The organism is Bacteroides clarus, assembly GCF_015555825.1.
Lineage (GTDB): Bacteria > Bacteroidota > Bacteroidia > Bacteroidales > Bacteroidaceae > Bacteroides > Bacteroides clarus.
The window spans coordinates 119,078-141,420 of the sequence record NZ_JADNLF010000006.1 but is presented as its reverse complement, the minus strand read 5'-3'; the positions used below and the strand labels follow the sequence as shown (position 1 = coordinate 141,420).

Below are 22,343 nucleotides of genomic sequence, written 5' to 3'. Positions count from 1 at the left end.
CTTGATAACTATTTTGTCAATCAAAAGTGGCTGCTACCGTCAAAGCAGTGGGTACAAAGTTTACATTTAGGCAGGCCGATAGCCTCAACCAGTGTCTCCAGCGTATTGAACTTTAATGAAGACAGACCGAAACGCTCGCGGATAACTTCTACCATTTTCTCGTACTCCGGCGAACCGGTAGTGGCGTATTTCTCAAGATTTTTGTTTTCATCGCCTTCCAGCTCCTTAATGACACGACGGGTAATCAACTCCAAATCGCCTTTGGATGCCGTGAAGCCGACAAACGGGCAGCTATATATCAACGGCGGACAGGCGATACGGATGTGTACCTCTTTCGCTCCATACTCATAAAGCACCTTTACATTATCGCGCAACTGGGTTCCGCGGACTATGGAGTCGTCACAGAACAACAGGCGCTTGCCTTCCAGCATGGCGCGGTTGGGAATGAGTTTCATCTTCGCCACCAGCGAACGCATTTCCTGTCTGCTGGGCGTGAAGCTGCGCGGCCATGTCGGAGTGTATTTTGAAATGGCGCGATGATAAGGCACTCCCTTTCCTTCGGCATATCCCAATGCCATGCCTACACCGGAATCAGGAATACCGCAAGTGCAATCCACTTCCGAAGTATCGGTTTGTCCCATTTTCAATCCGGAAGAGAAACGTACGTCTTCCACATTCTTTCCCTCATAACAGGAAGTGGGAAAACCGTAATAAACCCACAGGAACGAGCATATCTGCATCTCCTCATCGGGCTTGCGCATCTGCTCTACTCCATCGGCATGCAGGCGGACAATTTCGCCCGGACCCAAATAGCGGTCTACCTCGTAACCCAGATTCGGGAAACTGCTCGACTCGCTGGTGGCCGCATAAGCGCCGTTTTTCTTACCGATGACAACAGGAGTACGCCCCCAACGGTCGCGTGCGGCGATAATGCCGTCTTCAGTGAGCAGAAGCATGGAGCATGAGCCTTTAATATGCTTATATACATTCTCAATGCCGTCTACAAAATTCTTGCCCTGTATCAGCAGCAAAGCGATAAGTTCTGTTTGGTTGGTTTTGCCGGAGCTTAATTCGGCAAAGTGCATGTTTTGCTCCAGAAGTTCGGCTTCCAGTTCTTCCAGATTCACAATCTTGGCAACTGTGACGATGGCAAAACGACCGAGATGGGAATTTAAGATAAGAGGTTGAGGGTCTGTGTCGCTGATGATGCCGATGCCGGAATTTCCTTTGAATTTATCCAGCTCATCTTCAAACTTCGTACGAAAATAGGTACTTTCCAAATTGTGGATAGAGCGCTTGAAAGTCGCTTCTTCCTGATCGTAAGTAGCCATACCGCCACGTTTTGTCCCTAAGTGCGAATTATAATCTGTGCCGTAAAACAAATCTGCCACGCAACTTGCTTTGGCGACTGTTCCGAAAAAACCTCCCATAAGTTCCTTGTGTTATTAGTTATTTTATTAACGGCCGCAAAGGTACAAAGAAGTTTCCTTGTTAGCGCCATTTTCCACCTCTAAAAAAATAATAAAAAGACTCCCCGCCGAACGAAAATCCGGCGGGGAGCCAACCAATACCTAATCGGAAACTCTTTTTACCCTGATTATTTCCACTTCTTCACAGCTTTCTTGTCAGCCGGAGTAGCTTCAATCAAGCTCAGCGCAAAGCCACCGCTACGCGCTTCCTTAACGGACATTTTGGTTTTGGCGGTTACGATGCCTTTCTTTATCCGGTAGGAAGTGGGGTTCTCTTTGTAGTCGGCATCCTTACCGTCGGCATACAGGGTAGCCACATATTGCTTGCCCGATGTCAAGAAATCAAGCGTAAAGTCGGCCGTACGGGCGTTTTCATCTGTAATACCGCCTACAAACCAGTTATCGGTACCTTTCGCCTTACGGGCTACGGTAATGTAATCTCCCGGTTCGGCCTCGATATATTTGCTATCATCCCAATCTACGGCTACATCCTTGATGAACTGGAACGCATCCATGTGCTTCTCGTAATTCTCCACCAGGTCGGCAGCCATTTGCAGCGGACTGTAAAGGGTTACGTAAAGAGCCAATTGTTTGGCAAGCGTGGTTTGCACCTGTCCGTGAGGCAGGTCGCCCATGAAATCCAGTTTTGTATCGAAAATACCCGGAGTATAGTCCATCGGACCGCCGATAAGACGGTTGAACGGAAGCAGTGTAGTGTGGAACGGCTTGCTACCGCCAAATGCCTCGTATTCGGTACCGCGGGCGGACTCGTTGCCAATCAGGTTCGGATAAGTACGGCACAGCCCGGTAGGACGTACGGCTTCGTGGCCGTTGACACAGATTTTATAGTCGGCGGCTTTCTTTACGGCATGGAGATAGTGATTGTTCATCCACTGTCCGTAGTGATGTTCGCCGCGGGGAATGATATCGCCTACGTAGCCGCTCTTCACGGCGTTATAACCGTTGTCCACCATAAACTGATAGGCTTTATCCATATGGCGTTCGTAATTGCGGACGGAAGAAGAGGTTTCATGGTGCATCATCAGCTTAACACCTTTGCTCTTGGCGTATGCATTCAGCATCTTTACATCGAAATCGGGATACGGAGTTACAAAATCGAAAACATAATCTTTGGAATGCCCGAACCAGTCTTCCCAACCTTCGTTCCAGCCCTCTACCAGCACCTGGTCGAAACCGTTGGCGGCCGCAAAGTCTATGTATCTCTTCACATTCTCATTATTGGCGCCATGACGTCCGTTGGGTTTTGTTTTGGAATAGTCCGTTTCGCCCAACTTAACGGAAGGGAGATCGTCCGTATATGCCCATGTGCTCTTACCGGCAATCATTTCCCACCATACGCCTACATACTTCACCGGTTTAATCCAGGAAACATCTTCATAAGCGCAAGGCTCGTTCAGATTCAAAGTCAGCTTGGAAGCGAGGATATCGCGCGCATCGTCACTTACAATCACCGTACGCCACGGTGACTTGCAGGGAGCCTGCATATAACCTTTATCACCTACCGCATCGGGTGTCAGCCAAGATTCAAAAATCAAGTTCTTATCATCCAGGTTCAGGTGCATGCAAGAGTAGTCTACCAAAGCGGCTTCGTGCAGATTGATATACAGGCCGTCGGCCGTTTTCATTTGAAGAGAAGTCTGTACGCCTGTCGGAGAGAACTGCGTCTGCGACGCATTACCGGTAATGGCTCCTTTCATCAGGCCGCGGATTTCAGAGAGTTTGGACTCTGTAAAGTCATACTCCTGCGTATCGTAGTCACCCGGAATCCAGAATGCCTTATGGTCACCCGCCATGGCAAACTGGGTACGCTCTTCTTTGATAACGAAGTAATTCAGATTCTTCTGCAAGGGGAACTCATAACGGAACCCGAGACCATCGTCGAAAAGACGGAAACGGATAATGATATTACGGTCTTGCGCTTTCTGGTTCAGCGTTACGGCCATTTCATTATAGTGATTGCGGATTTGTTTCACTTCACCCCACACCGGTTCCCATGTTTCATCGAATGTGGAAGTTTGGGTATCGGTCAGAGTGAATCCGTTCATCAGTCCCGGATCGTTCTTCAGTTCCAAACCGAGCTTTGAAGGTTTAATAACGGCCTTTCCTTTATAGAAAAGTTCATAGACAGGTTCACCTTGAGGATTGACGGAGAAGTTTAATTGAAGTTGGCCGTTGGGCGAGGTTATGCTCCCGGCCATTGCTGTGCTACCCATAAAAAGGGCGAGCAGGAAGCAGGTTAGTTTAGTGCAAATTGCTTTCATGTTTCTCATGCTATGGTTTATAATTTATTTGATGCAAATATAAGCAGGAAAGTCTCCTGATTTAAAGTTATCAAATGAAAATAGATATGAAATAAAAGCAAACGTTTGCATAAGTGATTATAAACCTGTTTTTTAAAGAAAAGACGCCCAGTCGAAAATACAAATGGGATGAAAACATTATCTTTGCCAACCAAATACCAGACTTCGATTATTATGACTAAAATACTGATAGCCATATTTCTTGGCGGCGGCACCGGCAGCGTATTGCGCTATTGCGCGCAAATGGCGCTCCACGAACGGATAGTACCCTACTCCTTTCCCTGGGCCACATTTGCCGTAAACATCATCGGAAGTTTCCTGATAGGATTGTTCTATGCCTTGTCCGCGCGCTTCAACTTATCCACGGAAGTAAGAATGCTGCTGACTACCGGCTTGTGCGGCGGCTTCACCACCTTTTCCACATTCTCCAATGACGGATTGATGCTGATAAAACAAGGATTCTACGGGTTATTCGCCCTATATACCTTATTAAGTATTTTATTGGGATTTTTTGCGGTATTGGGCGGAAGTATTTTAGGAAAGACCTTTTAAAATGGCAGCCATGAAACCGAGCAAACCTTTCAGCATGCCGCCCGTACGGATTGTCTCGCCCACTCTTGAAGGACAGGCCGAGAGCTCCAAATCACTCAAGGAATGGTTCGTGACAGAAGAAACCGTCAGAGGGTTGCGCTTCAACAAACAGACGGAAGAGTCTATCGATTGCTCTTATAAGAGTATCACCAACTGTACTTTCAGTCATGTACAGTTCAACAACTGCAAACTGAAGGCGACCCACTTTACGGATGTCCGTTTCGAGCATTGCGATTTGTCCAATATATCGTTTGCGGAGAGCTCCCTTTTCCGGATAGAATTCATTTCCTGCAAGCTGGTCGGGACAAACCTGCCCGAAACGATTCTGAATCATTGCAGGATGCGGGATTGCAATGCAAGATATCTCAATCTGTCCATGAGTAAAATCAACCAGGCGGAATTCGCCACCTGTGATTTGCGCAACAGCGACCTCAACGACTGCAAACTGACTTCCGTCGCCTTTACAGATTGCGAACTGGTGGAAGCGGAATTTTCGCATACTCCGCTAAGAGGCATCGATTTGAGTGATTCGCATATCGAGGGCATACATGTCAATCTGCCGGACATACGGGGAGCTATCGTCAGTACCCACCAAGCCATGGACCTGACCAGCCTGTTGGGACTCGTAATAAAAGACTGAAAGCCCGAACAATTTTCCGTTTTCGCTTGTTATAGTCATAGAATTTACATTTAAAATAAAATAAGATGAAAATAGAAAAGATTATCGGACGTGAGATTCTCGATTCAAGAGGAAACCCTACTGTAGAAGTTGATGTAATATTGGAGTCAGGCTTTATCGGCCGCGCTTCCGTACCCTCCGGCGCATCCACCGGCGAACATGAGGCTCTGGAATTGCGCGACGGCGATAAGAAACGTTACGGCGGCAAAGGCGTGCTGAAAGCCGTTGACAATATTAATAATATCATCGCTCCCAAACTGATTGGCATGTCTGCTCTCGAACAGATGAGCATCGACCATGCCATGCTGGCGCTGGACGGCACAAAGACCAAATCCAATCTGGGCGCCAATGCCATTCTGGGTGTTTCACTTGCCGTAGCCAAAGCGGCGGCGGCCTACCTCGACGTTCCCCTTTACCGCTATATCGGTGGAACAAATACGTATGTAATGCCGGTTCCGATGATGAATATCATCAATGGCGGTTCGCACAGTGATGCCCCTATCGCTTTTCAGGAATTTATGATACGCCCGGTAGGCGCCAATTCTTTCCGCGAAGGCCTGCGCATGGGTGCAGAAGTGTTCCACGCCCTGAAGAAAGTATTGCACGACCGCGGCCTCAGTACCGCCGTTGGCGATGAGGGCGGTTTCGCTCCCGGTCTGGCAGGAACGGAAGACGCTTTGGACTCGATTATTGCCGCCATTAAGGCTGCCGGCTACGAACCGGGTAAGGACGTAATGATTGCTATGGACTGCGCCTCTTCCGAATTCTATCACGACGGCATTTACGATTACAGTAAATTCGAAGGCGAGAAAGGCAAGAAACGCACAGCCAACGAGCAAGTTGATTATCTGGAAGAACTGATTAACAAATATCCTATTGATTCTATCGAAGACGGAATGAGCGAAAACGACTGGGAAGGCTGGAAGAAACTGACCGACCGCATCGGAAACCGCTGCCAACTGGTAGGTGACGACTTGTTTGTCACCAATGTGGACTTCCTCGCCATGGGTATCGAAAAAGGTTGCGCAAACTCCATACTGATAAAGGTAAACCAAATCGGCTCCTTGACAGAAACGCTGAATGCCATCGAAATGGCGCACCGTCATGGCTACACAACCGTTACTTCCCACCGTTCCGGTGAAACGGAAGATGCTACGATTGCGGACATTGCCGTAGCGACCAACAGCGGTCAAATCAAAACCGGTTCTTTAAGCCGCTCAGACCGTATGGCCAAATACAATCAGCTGTTACGCATCGAAGAAGAGCTAGGAAACAACGCCGTATACGGATACAGAAGAATAAAATAAGTACATGTAAAAGTCAGTAAATGACAGGTATTAAAAAGTTAAAGGGAGTACACCAAACAGTGTACTCCCTCATCTTTTATAGCAATATTATAAAGAAAAAAGAGATGCGTCATTACTGATGCATCTCTTTTCTGAGCCTCTTGTCGGATTCGAACCAACGACCCCGAGATTACAAATCACGTGCTCTGGCCAACTGAGCTAAAGAGGCAGGCGGGTAAGCTTTCTATATCGCGCCGCTACAACCAACTACCTTTGCTGCGATCAAGCCCTGGAGGATTTGAAGGGAGCTGGCCGTATAGGACTTACCCATGTTTGCGGGTGCAAAGGTAGATAAAAATTTTAAATCCGCAATACCTTACCCTAACTTTTTTCAACTTTAACAAGAATACAGGGTCTACAACCAATATTATTTATAACTTTGCGCCATATTTCTAAGAAAAATGGCAGAAAATAAAGGTTACATGCAATACGCAATGTTGTTCGGCACCTATTTGGGCGGATATTGGATTTTAAAATTCATTCTCTTTCCTCTGGGGCTGACAATTCCGTTTTTATCTTTCCTTTTCGTAGGGCTCACGTTATGTGTTCCTTTCATGGGGTATTATTATGTACGAATATATCGTAACACTGTATGCGGTGGCGGTATCAGCTTCCTGCATGCATGGATATTCACAGTATTTATGTATATGTTTGCCGCATTGCTGACGGCTGTGGCACATTACATTTATTTCCGTTTCATCGATCATGGTTTCGTTATCAATGCCTACGAGTCGCAAATCGATATTTTAAATCAAAGTGGCGTACCGGGCATAGAAGCCTACGCAAACATGTTTCAAGAAACACTGGAGACTGTGAAATCGCTCACTCCCATAGACATCACCATGCAATTGGTGTCATGGAATGTATTTTGCGGCTCATTACTTGCTCTTCCCACCGCCTTATTTGTAATGAGACGTAAGAAGGAATGACAAGCAAAGACGGATTTCAGATAAATTCAGGTATAGTGTAAATAGTAAAATCGTAAATAAGCAAATGGATATTTCAGTTGTCGTTCCTTTATATAATGAAGAGGAGTCTCTTCCGGAATTGTTTGCATGGATTGAGCGGGTAATGAAAACCCATAACTTTTCTTATGAAGTTATTTTCGTCAACGACGGAAGTACCGACCGTTCCTGGCAAATAATCGAGCAATTACAAGCAGAGTCCGATAAAGTGCGCGGAATAAAATTCCGTCGCAATTACGGTAAATCACCGGCGCTCTATTGCGGTTTTGAACAGGCCCAAGGCAATGTCGTGATTACAATGGATGCCGACCTGCAAGACAGTCCTGACGAAATACCGGAACTATACCGCATGATTACGGAAGATGGTTACGACCTGGTATCCGGCTGGAAACAAAAGAGATATGATCCGCTGTCAAAGACCATACCGACAAAGCTGTTCAACGCCACGGCACGCAAGGTGTCTGGCATAAAGAACCTGCATGATTTTAACTGCGGCCTGAAAGCCTACCGCAGAGACGTTATAAAAAACATAGAAGTGTACGGTGAAATGCACCGTTATATCCCCTATCTCGCGAAAAATGCCGGATTCAAGAAAATTGGCGAGAAAGTCGTACATCATCAGGCACGGAAATTCGGCAAAACAAAATTCGGCGGGTGGAATCGTTTCTTCAACGGATATCTGGACTTAATATCGCTTTGGTTCCTTTCCACGTTCGGCATCAAACCTATGCACTTCTTCGGCATATTGGGTTCGCTGATGTTCTTTATCGGATTCGTCGCTGTCATTATAGTCGGCGCCAGCAAGCTGTATTACATGAATCAGGGTATGCCATACCGCCTTGTGACAGACTCCCCTTACTTCTACCTGTCACTAACATCCATGATTATCGGTACGCAGTTATTTGTGGCCGGTTTCCTCGGAGAACTGATATCCCGCAATGCACCGGAGCGCAACAAGTACCAAATTGAGAAAATGATTTAACCATGAAAGCATTAGTCAAATTCATAATATTCGGGGCTATTCTTTTCCCTGTTTTCAGCGTAGTAATATCCTGTTCGGAAGAAGCAGACTGCTCAATGGCGACACGAGCCATGATGCAATGTTACCTATATACATTAGATCCTGAGACCAAAGTGGTATCTAATGATACACTGGATTCGTTGACGGTTACTGCCTTTGGTACGGATTCCATTATCATCAACAACCAAAAGAAAGTGCACGACCTATCATTGCCATTGAGATATACCGCCGACTCCACTGTACTGGTATTTCGTTACAGCGAAACATTGACAGACACACTTGTAGTCCACCAGACCAATACGCCTTACTTCCTGTCAATGGATTGCGGTTATCAAATGAAACAAGCCATAACAGGTGTCCGTTATAGTCGTCACAGCCTTGATTCTATTCGCATTGCAAATAAAGAAGCCGGAATTTATGGAGCAGAAAATCTTAAGCTATTCTATTAGTCTGGCACTCTGTTTACTGTTGTCTCTTCCCTTGCAGGCGCAAAACAGCAACCTTTCTTCCCCACTGGCAAACAACCCGCCCAAAAAGGAGAAAAAGGAAGCCAAAGAGGAAGTGTACTATCCGCTATACAATGGTATTTCTGTCAGCGTAGATTTATGGGGTCCCGGAAGCAAACTGCTTGGAAGCGACTTCTTCAGCAGTGAAGTGGCTGTCGATGTAAATCTTAAAAACCGTTTTTTCCCCATTGTAGAATTAGGATACGGCAATACCGATACTTGGAGTGACAAAGGAGTACATTATAAAACCGGCGCTCCCTATTTCCGCATCGGCATGGACTATAACGCACTTTATAACAAGAAACACGGGCATATGATTCTCGTCGGTCTGCGCTATGCGGCAACCAGTTTTAAATATGATGTAGAAGCGTTAGCAGTCAACGATCCTGAATACGGCGGTAGTTTGGGTAATCCGAATTTAGTAGACGGCATTTGGGGAAACAGCCTGCCTTTTAATTATAAAGGAATGAAAGGCTCGATGCAGTGGGCTGAATTTTGCGTCGGCATACGGGCGCACGTATGGAAAGACCTGTATATGGGTTGGGCCCTACGATTTAAATTCCGTCTGAGTTCTTCCGTTGCCGGGCACGGAGATCCGTGGTATGTACCGGGCTACGGCAAATACAACGGAAACACAACCGGGGTTACCTATACAATAACTTATAAACTACCATTCTGAGACAATGACAGGATTAGAAATCTGGCTGCTTGCTATAGGGCTTGCGATGGACTGTTTCGCCGTATCTATAGCCAGTGGGATTATATTAAAACGTGTTCAGCTGCGTCCGATGCTGATAATGGCGTTGGCTTTCGGCTTTTTTCAGGCGCTCATGCCATTGCTTGGCTGGATAGGAGCCAGTTTTTTCAGCCATCTCATTGAAAGTATAGACCATTGGGTAGCTTTTGCCATTTTAGCTTTTCTTGGTGGACGCATGGTCATGGAATCTTTTAAAGATGAAGGCTGCAGGCATGAATTCGACCCAACCAGTCTGAAAGTAGTCTCCACATTAGCGGTAGCCACCAGTATCGACGCTTTGGCGGTAGGCATTTCGTTTGCATTTCTGGGTGTCCGTAATTTTGCAGCCATTCTGCCGCCTATCGGCATCATAGGGTTTGTGTCTTTTGCTTTATCATTTATCGGACTGATGTTCGGTATCCGATTCGGATGTGGTATTGCCCGCAAGCTGCGTGCAGAACTTTGGGGAGGTATTATCCTTATCATTATCGGTACAAAGATATTGATAGAGCACTTATTCTTGAGTTAAGAGTTGCAAACCGGAGAAAGAAAAATTTGATTCATTTATTTTAGTATCAGACATTATGGATAAGAAAGTACAACGGAACTTTTTATGGATTGCCTTACTCGTATTAGGTACTATCGGAATACTTGCGCGTCACAATCGCACGGCTCCTTATCAGACTGCCAGCGGACTGATTTTTGGAACCGTCTACAACATAACTTACCAGTACGACGGTGATTTAAAAGCAGAAATAGAAACCGAGCTCAAACGATTTGACGGTTCGCTGTCGCCATTCAATGACACAGCTACCATTACTCGTATCAACCGGAACGAAAATATTATTCCCGACACATTCTTTGTCAACGTATTCCACCGCAGTATGGAAATATCCCAGGAGACCGAAGGAGCTTTTGACATCACAGTAGCCCCATTAGCCAATGCTTGGGGATTCGGATTCAAGAAAGGGGCATTTCCCGACTCCACCATGATAGACAGCCTATTGGATATTACAGGCTACACAAAAGTTTCATTATCCGCCGACGGAAAGGTAATCAAACAAGACCCTCGTATCATGCTTTCGTGCAGTGCTGTAGCCAAAGGGTATGCAGTAGATGTCGTTGCACAGCTGTTGGAAAAGAAAGGTATCAGGAATTTTATGGTAGATATAGGCGGAGAAGTAGTAGTTCGCGGAGAAAACCCGAAAAAAAGTTTATGGCGAATCGGTATCAACAAACCGATAGATGATTCGCTTGCCGTAAATCAGGAATTGCAAACGGTATTACAGGTCACCGATGTGGGTATAGCGACTTCAGGCAACTATCGAAACTATTATTATAAAGACGGCAAGAAATACGCCCATACCATCGACCCGCGTACAGGATATCCGGTACAGCATAACATTCTGTCGGCCACCGTAGTGGCCCGCGATTGTATGAGCGCAGATGCTTACGCCACCGCCTTCATGGTGATGGGATTGGAGGAAGCCGAACGTTTTGCCGACGCCCATCCCGACCTTGACGCATGTTTTATATATACTGATGAAAACGGAGAATTCCAGATGTTCTATACGAAAGGAATGGAAAAGTATATGACAGGAAAATAATAAATTAGCGGGTAAAACCCGCTAATTTATTATTTATAGAAAACGAAATATACTGCCAAGACCAGGCATACGAATGCCGCAAAATGGTTCCAATGCAAAGATTCTCCTTTAAACAGCACAGTAGTAAATATAGTAAAGATAATAAGCGTTACCACTTCCTGAATAACCTTTAACTGCATTAATGAGAAAGGACCGCCGTTACCGATAAAACCGATACGATTTGCCGGAATTTGAAAAGCATACTCTGCCAGCGCTATCATCCATGAAAACAAGATAACGGCATAAAGCGGCCAATTAGAGATAACTTTCATTTCTTGCAGTTTCAAATGTCCGTACCAGGCAAATGTCATAAAGACATTAGATACAATTAAAAGTAAAATGGTATAAAAAGCTTTCATATAATAATTGAATATTTAGAAATTACTTATTAATGGTCTATCCTATCTCTGTTCTTTTCGGCAACAATTCATCTTGTACATTACTCATGCTCCCCCATAAACTATACCGGGCTTCAGGATTCATCTCTTCCAACTGATGTAAAATACCTTTCATCGTGCTTCGACCCGACTGCGATTCATAAGGACAGTTCTTCATTTGTTTCCGATAATCCCTTATCCTCGCCAATTCTATCAAGTCCGCTTCGTGTACAAGACACATCGGCCGTATAATCGTCATATCGAACTTCTTCATTACCAACCGCGGTGGCATTGAACTGAATGCCCCCTGATAAGTAATATTCATCAGCAGAGTCTCCAAAATATCATCCATATGATGTCCCAATGCAATTTTGTTGCATCCCTGCTCTTTAGCTACAGTAAATAAAGCCTTTCGCCGATTCCAAGAACATAAAAAACAAGGGGATTTACGAGTATCAGTACTCGCATCAAACTCTGTTTCATACAAAACAAAAGGTACGCCCCATGATTCTGCAAAATTTCTAAGATACTCCGCATCGCTCTGATAAGGAATATTCTTCATGACTACGTGCACGGCAACCACCGAAAACTTCGGTTTAAAAACCCGGGCGCGACGAGCCAGCAGTTCAACCAACGCCAAAGAATCTTTCCCACCGGAAAGCCCGATGAGAATCCTGTCGCCGTCTTCAATCAGTCCGTATTCCACCATACCTTTACTGAACCGTTTTTCAATACGTCGCAATGTCTTTTCTTCCTCTGTAAACCGTGCCATAAAAATCAGTTAAAAGTCGGCTGCAAAAGTAACTGAAAAGAATCATTTAAAGAAGAATTAACATAATAGAATCACGGAAAACAGCTTTATTCCCGATTAATTTGTATTTTTGAACTCATTAAAAAGATTTTTAGTATGAAGAATAAATATATACTGCTTTTACTTTTTGTTTTTTGGGGAATACATGCTTCAGCGCAAGCCCTTGCCCAGGCTAAAGCGCTCTATGAAAAAGGCCAATATGAACAAGCAAAGCCCGCTTTTAAGAAATTTGTGAAATCACAGCCCAATAACGGAAATTACAATTTGTGGTATGGAGTATGTTGTCTGAATACGGGAGAAGCGGAAGAAGCCATAAAGTATTTGGAAACAGCCGTAAAGCGCCGGGCTACCAGCGGGCAGCTTTTTCTGGCACAAGCTTATAATGCCACTTACCGATTTGAAGACGCCGTTAACACCTATGAAGATTATATTGCCGAACTGGCAAAAAGGAAACGTTCTACCACCGAGGCCGAAAAACTTCTGGAAAAGAGTAAAGCAAATCTTCGTCTGCTGAAAGGCGTAGAAGAAGTGTGCTTCATCGACAGTTTTGTTGTAGATAAGAAAGATTTTCTCGAAGCATATAAAATCAGTCCCGAATCCGGGAAATTGTTTATGTACGATGCCTACTTTGAGAATTCCAATGGTACAGGCGGTACCGTATACGAAACGGAGCTGGGAAATAAGATTTATTATAGCGAGTTACAGAAAGATAGTACGCTCAATATCCTGTCGCGCAACAAAATGATGGACGAATGGGGGAAAGGCAGTATGCTCCCCGGCAGTATCAACGAGTCCGTGAATGCCAGTTATCCATACGTATTGGCAGACGGCATCACGATCTATTACGCAGCAGACGGTCCTTCATCAATGGGCGGATACGATATTTTCGTAACACGCTACAACACGAATGCAGACACTTACTTAACTCCGGAGAACGTAGGCATGCCGTTCAACTCGCCTTACAACGATTATATGTACGTTATAGATGAGTTCAACAATCTCGGTTGGTTTGCATCTGACCGCTATCAGCCGGATGGTAAAGTCTGTGTATATGTATTCATTCCTGCCTCATCCAAACAAGTATACAACTACGAAAGCATGGATAAAAACAAGCTTATAAAGCTTGCCCGGCTCCATTCCATTAGAGATACTTGGACAGATGAAAGTTTGGTAACTGATGCAAGAAAACGCCTGCGGGAAATAATGCAGGAAAAGCCGGAAACAAAAAAACGCCATGAATTCGAGTTCGTGATTGATGATCGAAATACTTATCATTATGCTGCCGATTTCCGCTCTCCGCAGGCAAAAGCGCAATTTAAAAAATATCTGCAACTGGAAGAAAGCTATAATCTGCAACTGGGTAAACTGGAAAATATGCGTACTCAATATTCACGTGTCAATCAAAACGAAAAAAATAAAATGGCTCCGGCCATACTTGATTTAGAAAAACGAGTGCAACAGTTGGTAACCGAAATAGACCGTGCTGCTATCCAAGTACGGAAGTTAGAAAAGCAAATCATTAAATAGAACAGCCATGGACATATTCATCATCGCAGTTTTAATCGTTGCAGCAGTTATACTGTTCCTCGTAGAACTATTCATAATACCGGGTATCAGCATTGCCGGCTTTTTAGCGGGCGGTTGTATCATTTACGCCAATTACTACGCTTTTGCCAATTTAGGAACAACAGCAGGATTTATCACACTCGCCATATCCGCTATAACCTGCGTTGGTTCATTAGTGTGGTTCATGCGTTCCCAAACCCTGGATAAGATAGCTTTGAAAAAAAACATCACTTCAAAAGTAGACCGTAGTGCCGAAGAGAAGGTAAAGATAGGTGATACCGGTATTACCACTACCCGTCTTGCTCTCATCGGATATGCCGAGATAAACGGTGACATCGTAGAAGTAAAATCCACAGACGGTTTTCTGAATGAAAAAACTCCCGTTATAGTAAATCGCATTACAGACGGAGTAATACTTGTGGAGAAGAACAAATCGTAAATTACAAATCACTAATAAGTAATCATTAATAACTAAAATCATGGATCCAAGCACGATGTATCTCACCGCCTTTATTATCATAGGCGGTATCATTTTTCTGGTACTGTTTTTCCACTATGTACCATTCTTCCTATGGCTGTCTGCCAAAGTTTCAGGGGTTAACATATCACTGGTTCAACTATTCCTGATGCGTATTCGTAATGTACCGCCTTATATCATTGTGCCGGGCCTGATTGAAGCACATAAAGCCGGTTTGAGTAACATCACCCGCGATGAACTGGAAGCACACTATCTGGCCGGCGGACACGTCGAGAAAGTAGTGCATGCCTTAGTATCGGCTTCTAAGGCCAACATCGAATTACCTTTCCAAATGGCAACTGCCATCGACCTTGCCGGACGTGATGTGTTTGAAGCTGTTCAAATGTCGGTAAATCCAAAGGTTATTGACACCCCGCCTGTTACAGCTGTGGCAAAAGACGGTATCCAGCTGATTGCCAAAGCCCGCGTAACAGTACGTGCCAACATCCGTCAGCTGGTAGGTGGTGCCGGAGAAGATACTATTCTTGCTCGTGTAGGCGAAGGTATCGTATCATCCATCGGTTCTTCTGAAAACCATAAATCGGTTTTGGAAAATCCCGATTCCATTTCCAAGTTAGTGCTTCGTAAAGGATTGGATGCCGGTACGGCTTTTGAAATCCTGTCTATTGATATTGCCGACATCGATATAGGTAAGAATATCGGTGCTGCCTTACAGATAGACCAGGCTAATGCGGACAAAAATATCGCTCAAGCAAAAGCTGAAGAGCGTCGTGCTATGGCCGTTGCCAGTGAACAGGAAATGAAAGCAAAAGCACAAGAGGCGCGTGCTAAAGTTATCGAAGCCGAGGCTGAAGTACCTAAGGCTATGGCAGAAGCATTCCGTAGCGGTAATCTGGGTATAATGGATTATTACCGGATGAAAAACATTGAGGCCGACACTTCAATGCGCGAGAACATTGCCAAGCCGACAACCGGTACATCCAACCAGCCATTGAGCAAATAACCCGGTAAAGCAGCCGATATAAACGTCGGAATCGGTGAACAGAAATCGGTTACCGGCGTTTTCTCTTTATAAACGAACTTATAATACCCCGTAACATGAAAAAGTATTTTGCATCTTCCGAACTTATTATCAATGAAGACGGTTCCGTTTTTCATTTACACGTAAAGCCTGAATGGCTGGCAGATAAAGTAATCCTCGTAGGCGACCCCGGCCGGGTAGCATTGGTCGCTTCCCATTTTGAGACTAAAGAATGTGAAGTAGAAAGCCGCGAATTTAAGACGATTACAGGTACTTACAAAGGTAAACGTATCACTGTTGTTTCTACCGGTATCGGTTGTGATAACATTGATATTGTTATGAATGAGTTGGATGCCCTTGCCAACATCGACTTTCAGACGAGAGAGGAAAAGCCTCAGCTACGCCAATTGGAATTGGTTCGTATCGGTACGTGCGGCGGTCTGCAGCCTTACACTCCCGTAGGAACTTTTGTCTGCTCTGCCAAATCCATCGGTTTCGACGGCTTACTGAACTTCTATGCCGGACGTAATACTGTTTGTGATTTGCCTTTCGAACGTGCTTTCCTTAATCACATGGGATGGTCGGGAAATATGTGTGCTCCTGCTCCTTACGTAATTGATGCAGATACAGAATTGATAGATCGTATAGCCGAAGATGATATGGTACGAGGCGTCACTATTGCCGCCGGAGGATTCTTCGGCCCGCAAGGGCGGGAACTGCGTGTCCCTCTGGCAGACCCACATCAAAATGATAAAATTGAGAAATTCGAATACAACGATTATAGGATTACTAATTTTGAAATGGAAAGTTCAGCATTAGCCGGTTTAAGCCGTTTAATGGGGCATAAAGCTATGACCGTTTGCATGGTAATTGCCAACCGCTTAATTAAAGAAGCCAATACCGGATATAAGAATACAATAGACCAGCTTATTCTTAAAGTACTCGAACGTATTTAAGTATCTTATAACAAAGTTTTAATCATTTCTATCAGATAGTACAATGAATAAGGCTTTGTTATATTTATTACATCCTGCATGATATGCCTGCTGTTGTTTTGCATGCGTGGGCGTCTTGTCACAGTAGCAGCAGGCATAGCTATGGAGGGCTATTATTTGTATACTATTTGTTGGGGATGGTTTCAGATTAGCCAATACTAAATCAGAGGGAAGCATAAAGATTATATTTACATTTTCTCGTTATTCTTTACCCATAGCTACTCACATTTTTTACAGCAAGACATCTATTTGTAATACTGCGATTTCTGATTCATCTGGTGCTAAGTTCTTCTACTCTACCATTACGTATTTCCTTCAAATAATCCTTCTCAATGTAATACGTCCTTTTTGAAGTATTTTTAATAGCATTAAACATTAAATTAAGAGAAACCACTATCTTTGCCAAATAAAATAAACTGGAAATAATGAACCAAGATACTATTTGCGCCATAGCGACCGCCCAAGGAGGGGCTATTGGATGTATTCGTGTTTCCGGACCGGAAGCTATTGAGATCACATCTCGCATTTTTATCCCCGCCGCTACCAATAAAAAATTAGAGAACGGCAAACCCTATACACTTACTTTTGGGCGCATTTATGACGGTCTTGAAATTATAGATGAAGTACTTGTCAGTTTATTTCGCGCACCTCACTCCTATACCGGTGAAAATAGCACAGAAATCACTTGCCATGGTTCGGCCTATATTCTTCAAAAAGTATTACAACTACTTATCAAGAGCGGTTGTCGTATGGCCGCCCCGGGTGAGTATACTCAACGTGCGTTCCTAAATGGGAAAATGGACTTAAGTCAGGCTGAGGCAGTTGCCGATCTAATCGCCTCATCTTCTGCAGCGACCCATCGTCTTGCCATGAGCCAAATGCGGGGCGGTTTCAGTAAAGAACTTACTGCTTTACGCGATCAATTGCTTCATTTTACCTCACTTATCGAATTGGAATTAGACTTTAGTGATCATGAGGAGCTGGAATTTGCCGACCGTTCCGAGCTTTGCCAACTAGCGAATAACATTGAAAAAGTCATAGCTCGTTTGGTAAATTCATTCAGTGTAGGTAATGCCATTAAAAACGGTGTTCCTGTAGCTATCGTTGGTGAAACGAATGCAGGAAAATCTACGTTACTCAATGTTTTGCTTAATGAAGAGAAAGCCATTGTCAGTGATATTCATGGTACTACACGAGATATCATCGAAGATACTGTTAATATAGGTGGAATCACTTTCAGATTTATTGATACGGCAGGTATCCGTGAAACCAGCGATACGATTGAAAGTATCGGTATTGAACGTACTTTCCAAAAATTAGATCAAGCAGAAATCGTTCTTTGGATAATTGACGCTACGGATGCCCAAACTCAAATTACCCAATTAGCCGGTCAACTTCTTCCTCGTTGTGAAAGAAAGCAGCTTATCCTCGTTTACAACAAAGCCGATTTGGTGGATAATATACAAAATAGTATTCCTAATGATTTTCCTGACAATGTAAAATCAATCATCCTATCCGCAAAAAATAGAGAACATATTGAAGAACTTCAACAAATGTTGATAACATCTGCTCATCTTCCTACTGTTACTCAAAATGATGTTATAGTTACCAATGTTCGCCATTATGAAGCGTTAAACAATGCATTGGAATCTATCCACCGAGTACAGAAAGGTTTGGCAAATAATATTTCTGGGGATTTCGTATCACAAGATATTCGGGAATGTATTTTCCATTTGAGTGATATTGCAGGAGAAGTAACGAATGATATGATATTACAGAATATATTTCAGCACTTCTGCATCGGCAAATAAGTGGTGATTACCAACGATTAGCATATATCATCAACGATTATTAAGGCGTTCATTTTGAGCGCCTTTCTTTTTAGCCTTATAAGCGATGGTTATCGTTTATAGGGTTTTTTCAGCTCATTTTCGTACCGCATTTGTTGCTCGCTTGTTAAAGTCTGAAAATCGAGTGGAAAGGTAGTAGAGAAACTATACGCCATTTTACACGGTTTTACGGGAATTTACAGAAATAACGGAGAAATAAAGATGAATTAAAATGAGCAGCAACTTGAAAATTAAACGAATTTGCGCTTGGTGCGGTAAAGAGTTTATCGCCCAGAAAACAACTACTGCGTGTTGTTCCAAGCAATGCGCCAACGCACTCTATAAAAAGAGGAAGCGTGATGAAGCCATCAAAGCAAACAATCAAGTCGTAGAAAAGAAGATTGAAGAAAAACCTATTGAAAGAATCAAAGACAAGCCTTTTCTTACAATCACCGAAACAGCAATCTATCTCGGAGTAACCCGACCAACCGTTTACGGCTACATTAAACGAGGAGAATTAAAAGTCATTCGCTTGGGCTTCAAATATTTTTTGAAGAAAGAGGATATTGATGTGTTATTCAATAATCCAACAGAATTCCATACACCAACAAAAGAGAAAGCTCCTATCACCGACTTCTATACCACAACAGAAGTGAAAGAGAAATACCATGTAAACGAGTCATGGATATTCTTAGTAGCCAAGAAGAACAATATCCCTCGGACTTTCAATCGTGGCAAAACTTACTGGAGCAAGAAACATATAGACGCTTACTTTACCAAGAAAGCCCCGAATCCAAACATTACCGAATGGTATAGTACTCAGAATATGCAGGAGAAATTCGGTATGACCTTATCCGCCATCTACTGTTTCGCTTCTAAGAATGCCATTCCGAAGAAGAAAGAGGGAATCATGGTGTACTATTCCAAGAAGCATGTGGATATAGCGAAGGGCATTGCAGCACCCGAAGAACCGCAATATTATACGGTAGCCGAAGCAATGGAGAAGTTCAACCTCACTCGTGACCAACTCTATCACTATGCAAAATATCATAATATCCCAAAGGGCAAGAAAGGTAAATACACACTTATCTCCAAGTCTGAATTGGATAAACTACTTGCAGCCCCAAAGATTGAATAAGTTATTTATCGGTGAATGTACCCACCATTGAATCACCGTATTCCTTTGCACCAAACAAATGTAAAACTCTAAATATTAAACAGTATGTCACACACATGTACAAAAGTAACAGTTCGTCAGAGAGCGATTCGGAATAATCGCATCTCCTTGTATCTGGATTATTATCCGGCAGTCCGCAACCCCGAAACGATGCAGATGAGCCGCAGGGAATACCTCGGCATCTACATCTATGCCCATCCGAAAAACGAAATGGAGCGTGAGTTCAACAACGATATGTTGAACAAGGCAGAGGCTATCCGCTGTATCAGAGTGCAATCGCTCATCAATGAAGAGTTTGGCTTCTTGGATAAGACCAAACAGAAAGCCGACTTTCTTACCTACTTCAAGAAGATGTGCCGGAATAAAGACCAGAAATGGCAATTTGTCTATCAGCATTTCTACAACTTCGTTAAAGGGCAATGTACCTTTGGCGATGTGAATGTGGATTTATGCAAGAAGTTCCGTGAGTACCTGTTGAACGCCAAACAACTCAAACACAGCAACCGCCCCATATCCCTCAATTCGGCATCCGGCTACTACTCTACTTTCAGAGGATTGCTGAAGATTGCCTATCGGGACAAATGGTTTCGTGAGAACATCAACGATTATCTTGAAAAGATTGAACCACAAGATGTAAAGAAAGAGTATCTGACATTGGATGAAGTGAAGCAACTCGCAGCCACTCCTTGTGACATCCCCGTTCTGAAATCCGCTTCTCTATTCGCTTGTCTGACAGGTTTACGCATCAGTGATATTCTCAACCTGCAATGGGAAGACTTTACCATCGCTCCCGACCAAGGCTATTGCTTGCGTATCAGGACACAGAAAACCCAGACGGAAGCGACACTCCCCATCAGTTACGAAGCCTACGAACTATGCGGCACACCCGGAACAGGCAAGGTTTTCAAGGATTTGAAGCGAAGTATGATTAATTACCCACTGAAAAGCTGGCTCAAAAAGGCAGGAATAACGAAACCGATAACCTTCCACGGATTCAGACATTCGTATGCGGTCATACAAATATCCTTAGGTACAGATATTTACACAGTATCAAAGATGCTAACGCATAAGAACGTGTCCACAACTCAAATATATGCCGATTTGGTCAATTCCAAGAAGCGAGAAACAGCCAATAAAATATCACTCAAGTAAATTGTAACTATGAAACGAGGAATCATAACCAACAAAGGGCAAGGTATCCATATTTCTGATGGCGAAGTATGGATGACCACTTGGGAACTTGCAGACTTGTTTTATACAACGGCTGGAGCTATCCATACAGCAATCAAGAGAATCTTGAAAACCAATATTTTGAAGAGCCACGAAGTTTGTAAGTACATCAAATTGGAGAATGGGAACAACGCCGATGTGTATAATCTCGATATGGTTGTAGCCTTATCTTATCAAATAGACACCGGACATTCCATAGTATTCAGAGAATGGCTAATAAACAAAGTCGCTCGTAATCAAGATTACAACATCCTTTTATATCTCAACAAGGGTACAAACCATACATTGTATTGCTAATAAGCTATATCTCTATACCCTATTGATTATCTGCATTGTTTCACCCCAAATGATGCAGATAATTTCTGTTTTTAAGATACACAAGTCTATTTACCCAACTATTTTCATTCAAAAACAAGAAATTTGCAATACGCTTATTATTAGGAGTGTAACGTGGTGAAAAGTGATGAAATATATCGTCAAAAGCCCATTAACAAGCAAAACTATGGATTTTCTCAAAAATTAATCCTATATATTTGCACACAAACGATTAATACATCTCACTATGGAACAGAGAAAGATAGAACATATAACATTGCATCTGATTGTTTTTGGTACAATCGCAATCATTGGTGTTTTAGCCCGTCAGACCGTACTTCACTATGGTTGGGACGAGTTCAGCAGCTACCTTATTCTTGTAGTATGCTCTATTGTCATTGGAGCAATCTATCTCAATCTGCAAATTGCATTCAGACAACTCCTTTCCCCAACAATAGAAAGATGCTTTATGAGATTTGAGTGTTACCGCAATAAGGCAGTGGCAGTTGAACCCTCAATAGTGCATCAGGAACTTATTGAAAGCACCATAGATACAGAACCTATCGTTTCCGAATCTGAACCAGAAATCGAAACTACATCTGACACCACAGAAGAAGTTTCTACTCTCTCGCTTTCAGAATCCAATGAAAACAGTACAGAGCTTCCAAAGAATGAAGCCACCCCTTCTATTATCAATAATACTCCCATAGAAGAATCCAGCCAGCCAACAGAATACGAGATATACCATGCTACCGCTATGGCTGAAAAAGAACGAGCATCGCAAGAAAAACTTGATAAGGTCATTGCTTACACAAAACAAACCTTAGTTCTCTATCTTGATGAAGCTACACTTAATCGCTTGTGTGGATATGTGACAGAATATTACTTGTCAGACTCGTTGCCTAAAATCGAACCAATAAAGGTTGATTCTCAGTTAAAGACCATTGACATCATGCACTTTGGATGGAATATTGGTAAGGCTTTCGGCAAGCCACGTTTACAGACTGCCACATTTATAAAGAGGGTATTTGCTCATACCCTCCGTGATTCGGAAATATCTACCATCGAACGCAAAATGTCACATACGGAATCTAAATACAAGATTAAACTTGATAGAAAAATTGCATAGCAGCAATACTATTAGGCATTATCCATTGAATCCCCGTGGTCCATTGTTTGAGAGTCTCTGGCTCAGACTTTATCTTATGCCCCAAATAGAACAATATATCATCTATAAGCTCTAAAAAATAACCTTTATGTATTT

22 protein-coding genes and 1 tRNA gene are annotated in these 22,343 nt (G+C 43.4%); 18 read left to right on the top strand and 5 right to left on the bottom strand.

The window, feature by feature from the left end; translation table 11 throughout:
• Positions 1-20: 20 nt before the first annotated feature.
• Positions 21-1,430: an amidophosphoribosyltransferase gene (locus I2F54_RS08690; protein ID WP_195500989.1), complete on the bottom strand. Its 1,410-nt coding sequence runs from the start codon at positions 1,428-1,430 to the stop codon at positions 21-23.
• A 167-nt stretch (positions 1,431-1,597) separates the two neighbouring features.
• Positions 1,598-3,760, bottom strand: coding sequence for a glycoside hydrolase family 97 protein (locus tag I2F54_RS08685; RefSeq protein WP_195500988.1), 2,163 nt, complete (start codon positions 3,758-3,760; stop codon positions 1,598-1,600).
• Between the two features lie 204 nt (positions 3,761-3,964).
• On the opposite strand from I2F54_RS08685, the gene crcB reads away from it, so the two are divergent.
• The 3 genes from crcB (at position 3,965) to eno (ending at position 6,367) form a co-directional block, all read left to right on the top strand.
• Entirely contained in the window at positions 3,965-4,342 is a 378-nt protein-coding gene (crcB, locus tag I2F54_RS08680; RefSeq protein WP_087412585.1) for a fluoride efflux transporter CrcB, read from the top strand.
• Between the two features lie 10 nt (positions 4,343-4,352).
• The gene (locus I2F54_RS08675) at positions 4,353-5,021 is read left to right on the top strand and encodes a pentapeptide repeat-containing protein (protein ID WP_129618207.1); all 669 of its coding nucleotides are present in this window, start codon (positions 4,353-4,355) and stop codon (positions 5,019-5,021) included.
• A 65-nt stretch (positions 5,022-5,086) separates the two neighbouring features.
• Positions 5,087-6,367, top strand: coding sequence for a phosphopyruvate hydratase (gene eno, locus I2F54_RS08670; protein ID WP_009121438.1), 1,281 nt, complete (start codon positions 5,087-5,089; stop codon positions 6,365-6,367).
• A 134-nt stretch (positions 6,368-6,501) separates the two neighbouring features.
• Here the strand turns inward: eno and I2F54_RS08665 are convergent.
• Positions 6,502-6,575 (bottom strand) — tRNA-Thr (locus I2F54_RS08665).
• Between the two features lie 232 nt (positions 6,576-6,807).
• Here I2F54_RS08665 and I2F54_RS08660 point away from each other — a divergent pair.
• The 6 genes from I2F54_RS08660 to I2F54_RS08635 all read left to right on the top strand — a co-directional run bounded on the left by I2F54_RS08660 (position 6,808) and on the right by I2F54_RS08635 (position 11,241).
• A complete protein-coding gene (locus I2F54_RS08660) occupies positions 6,808-7,335 on the top strand; it encodes a DUF4199 domain-containing protein (protein WP_009121437.1) in 528 nt (175 codons plus the stop codon).
• A 64-nt stretch (positions 7,336-7,399) separates the two neighbouring features.
• A complete protein-coding gene (locus tag I2F54_RS08655; protein WP_195500987.1) occupies positions 7,400-8,353 on the top strand; it encodes a glycosyltransferase family 2 protein in 954 nt (317 codons plus the stop codon).
• A 2-nt stretch (positions 8,354-8,355) separates the two neighbouring features.
• The gene (locus tag I2F54_RS08650; RefSeq protein ID WP_009121435.1) at positions 8,356-8,841 is read left to right on the top strand and encodes a DUF6452 family protein; all 486 of its coding nucleotides are present in this window, start codon (positions 8,356-8,358) and stop codon (positions 8,839-8,841) included.
• Entirely contained in the window at positions 8,810-9,577 is a 768-nt protein-coding gene (locus I2F54_RS08645; protein ID WP_195500986.1) for a DUF6048 family protein, read from the top strand. Before I2F54_RS08650 ends, I2F54_RS08645 begins: the two co-directional genes overlap by 32 nt.
• Positions 9,578-9,581: 4 nt before the next feature.
• A complete protein-coding gene (locus I2F54_RS08640; RefSeq protein ID WP_195500985.1) occupies positions 9,582-10,163 on the top strand; it encodes a manganese efflux pump MntP in 582 nt (193 codons plus the stop codon).
• A 55-nt stretch (positions 10,164-10,218) separates the two neighbouring features.
• Positions 10,219-11,241, top strand: a complete 1,023-nt coding sequence (locus tag I2F54_RS08635) for an FAD:protein FMN transferase (RefSeq protein ID WP_087426281.1) — start codon at positions 10,219-10,221, stop codon at positions 11,239-11,241.
• Positions 11,242-11,270: 29 nt separating this feature from the next.
• Here the strand turns inward: I2F54_RS08635 and I2F54_RS08630 are convergent, their stop codons facing one another.
• Together I2F54_RS08630 and I2F54_RS08625 are read right to left on the bottom strand one after the other, a co-directional pair.
• Positions 11,271-11,639, bottom strand: a complete 369-nt coding sequence (locus tag I2F54_RS08630) for a DMT family protein (RefSeq protein ID WP_004289767.1) — start codon at positions 11,637-11,639, stop codon at positions 11,271-11,273.
• Positions 11,640-11,676: 37 nt separating this feature from the next.
• Positions 11,677-12,429 (bottom strand): ATP-binding protein, encoded by a 753-nt coding sequence (locus tag I2F54_RS08625; protein WP_195500984.1) that lies wholly within the window; start codon positions 12,427-12,429, stop codon positions 11,677-11,679.
• 135 nt (positions 12,430-12,564) lie between these two features.
• Between I2F54_RS08625 and I2F54_RS08620 the strand changes: the two genes are divergently transcribed.
• From I2F54_RS08620 to I2F54_RS08580, 9 genes are all read left to right on the top strand, one after another.
• A complete protein-coding gene (locus I2F54_RS08620; RefSeq protein ID WP_195500983.1) occupies positions 12,565-13,995 on the top strand; it encodes a tetratricopeptide repeat protein in 1,431 nt (476 codons plus the stop codon).
• Between the two features lie 7 nt (positions 13,996-14,002).
• A complete protein-coding gene (locus tag I2F54_RS08615; protein WP_087426284.1) occupies positions 14,003-14,473 on the top strand; it encodes an NfeD family protein in 471 nt (156 codons plus the stop codon).
• A 40-nt stretch (positions 14,474-14,513) separates the two neighbouring features.
• Positions 14,514-15,515: a flotillin-like protein FloA gene (floA, locus tag I2F54_RS08610; RefSeq protein WP_009121428.1), complete on the top strand. Its 1,002-nt coding sequence runs from the start codon at positions 14,514-14,516 to the stop codon at positions 15,513-15,515.
• Positions 15,516-15,610: 95 nt separating this feature from the next.
• Positions 15,611-16,489: a nucleoside phosphorylase gene (locus I2F54_RS08605; protein ID WP_195500982.1), complete on the top strand. Its 879-nt coding sequence runs from the start codon at positions 15,611-15,613 to the stop codon at positions 16,487-16,489.
• A gap of 464 nt (positions 16,490-16,953) precedes the next feature.
• Positions 16,954-18,339, top strand: coding sequence for a tRNA uridine-5-carboxymethylaminomethyl(34) synthesis GTPase MnmE (mnmE, locus tag I2F54_RS08600; RefSeq protein ID WP_195500981.1), 1,386 nt, complete (start codon positions 16,954-16,956; stop codon positions 18,337-18,339).
• 250 nt (positions 18,340-18,589) lie between these two features.
• On the top strand, positions 18,590-19,495 hold the full coding sequence (locus I2F54_RS08595) for a helix-turn-helix domain-containing protein (RefSeq protein WP_195500980.1): 906 nt from the start codon (positions 18,590-18,592) through the stop codon (positions 19,493-19,495).
• A gap of 84 nt (positions 19,496-19,579) precedes the next feature.
• Positions 19,580-20,686 (top strand): site-specific integrase, encoded by a 1,107-nt coding sequence (locus I2F54_RS08590; RefSeq protein WP_195500979.1) that lies wholly within the window; start codon positions 19,580-19,582, stop codon positions 20,684-20,686.
• A gap of 9 nt (positions 20,687-20,695) precedes the next feature.
• Positions 20,696-21,061, top strand: a complete 366-nt coding sequence (locus tag I2F54_RS08585) for a lipofamily protein (RefSeq protein WP_195500978.1) — start codon at positions 20,696-20,698, stop codon at positions 21,059-21,061.
• A 265-nt stretch (positions 21,062-21,326) separates the two neighbouring features.
• On the top strand, positions 21,327-22,208 hold the full coding sequence (locus I2F54_RS08580; protein ID WP_195500977.1) for a mobilization protein: 882 nt from the start codon (positions 21,327-21,329) through the stop codon (positions 22,206-22,208).
• Positions 22,209-22,343 lie beyond the last annotated feature (135 nt).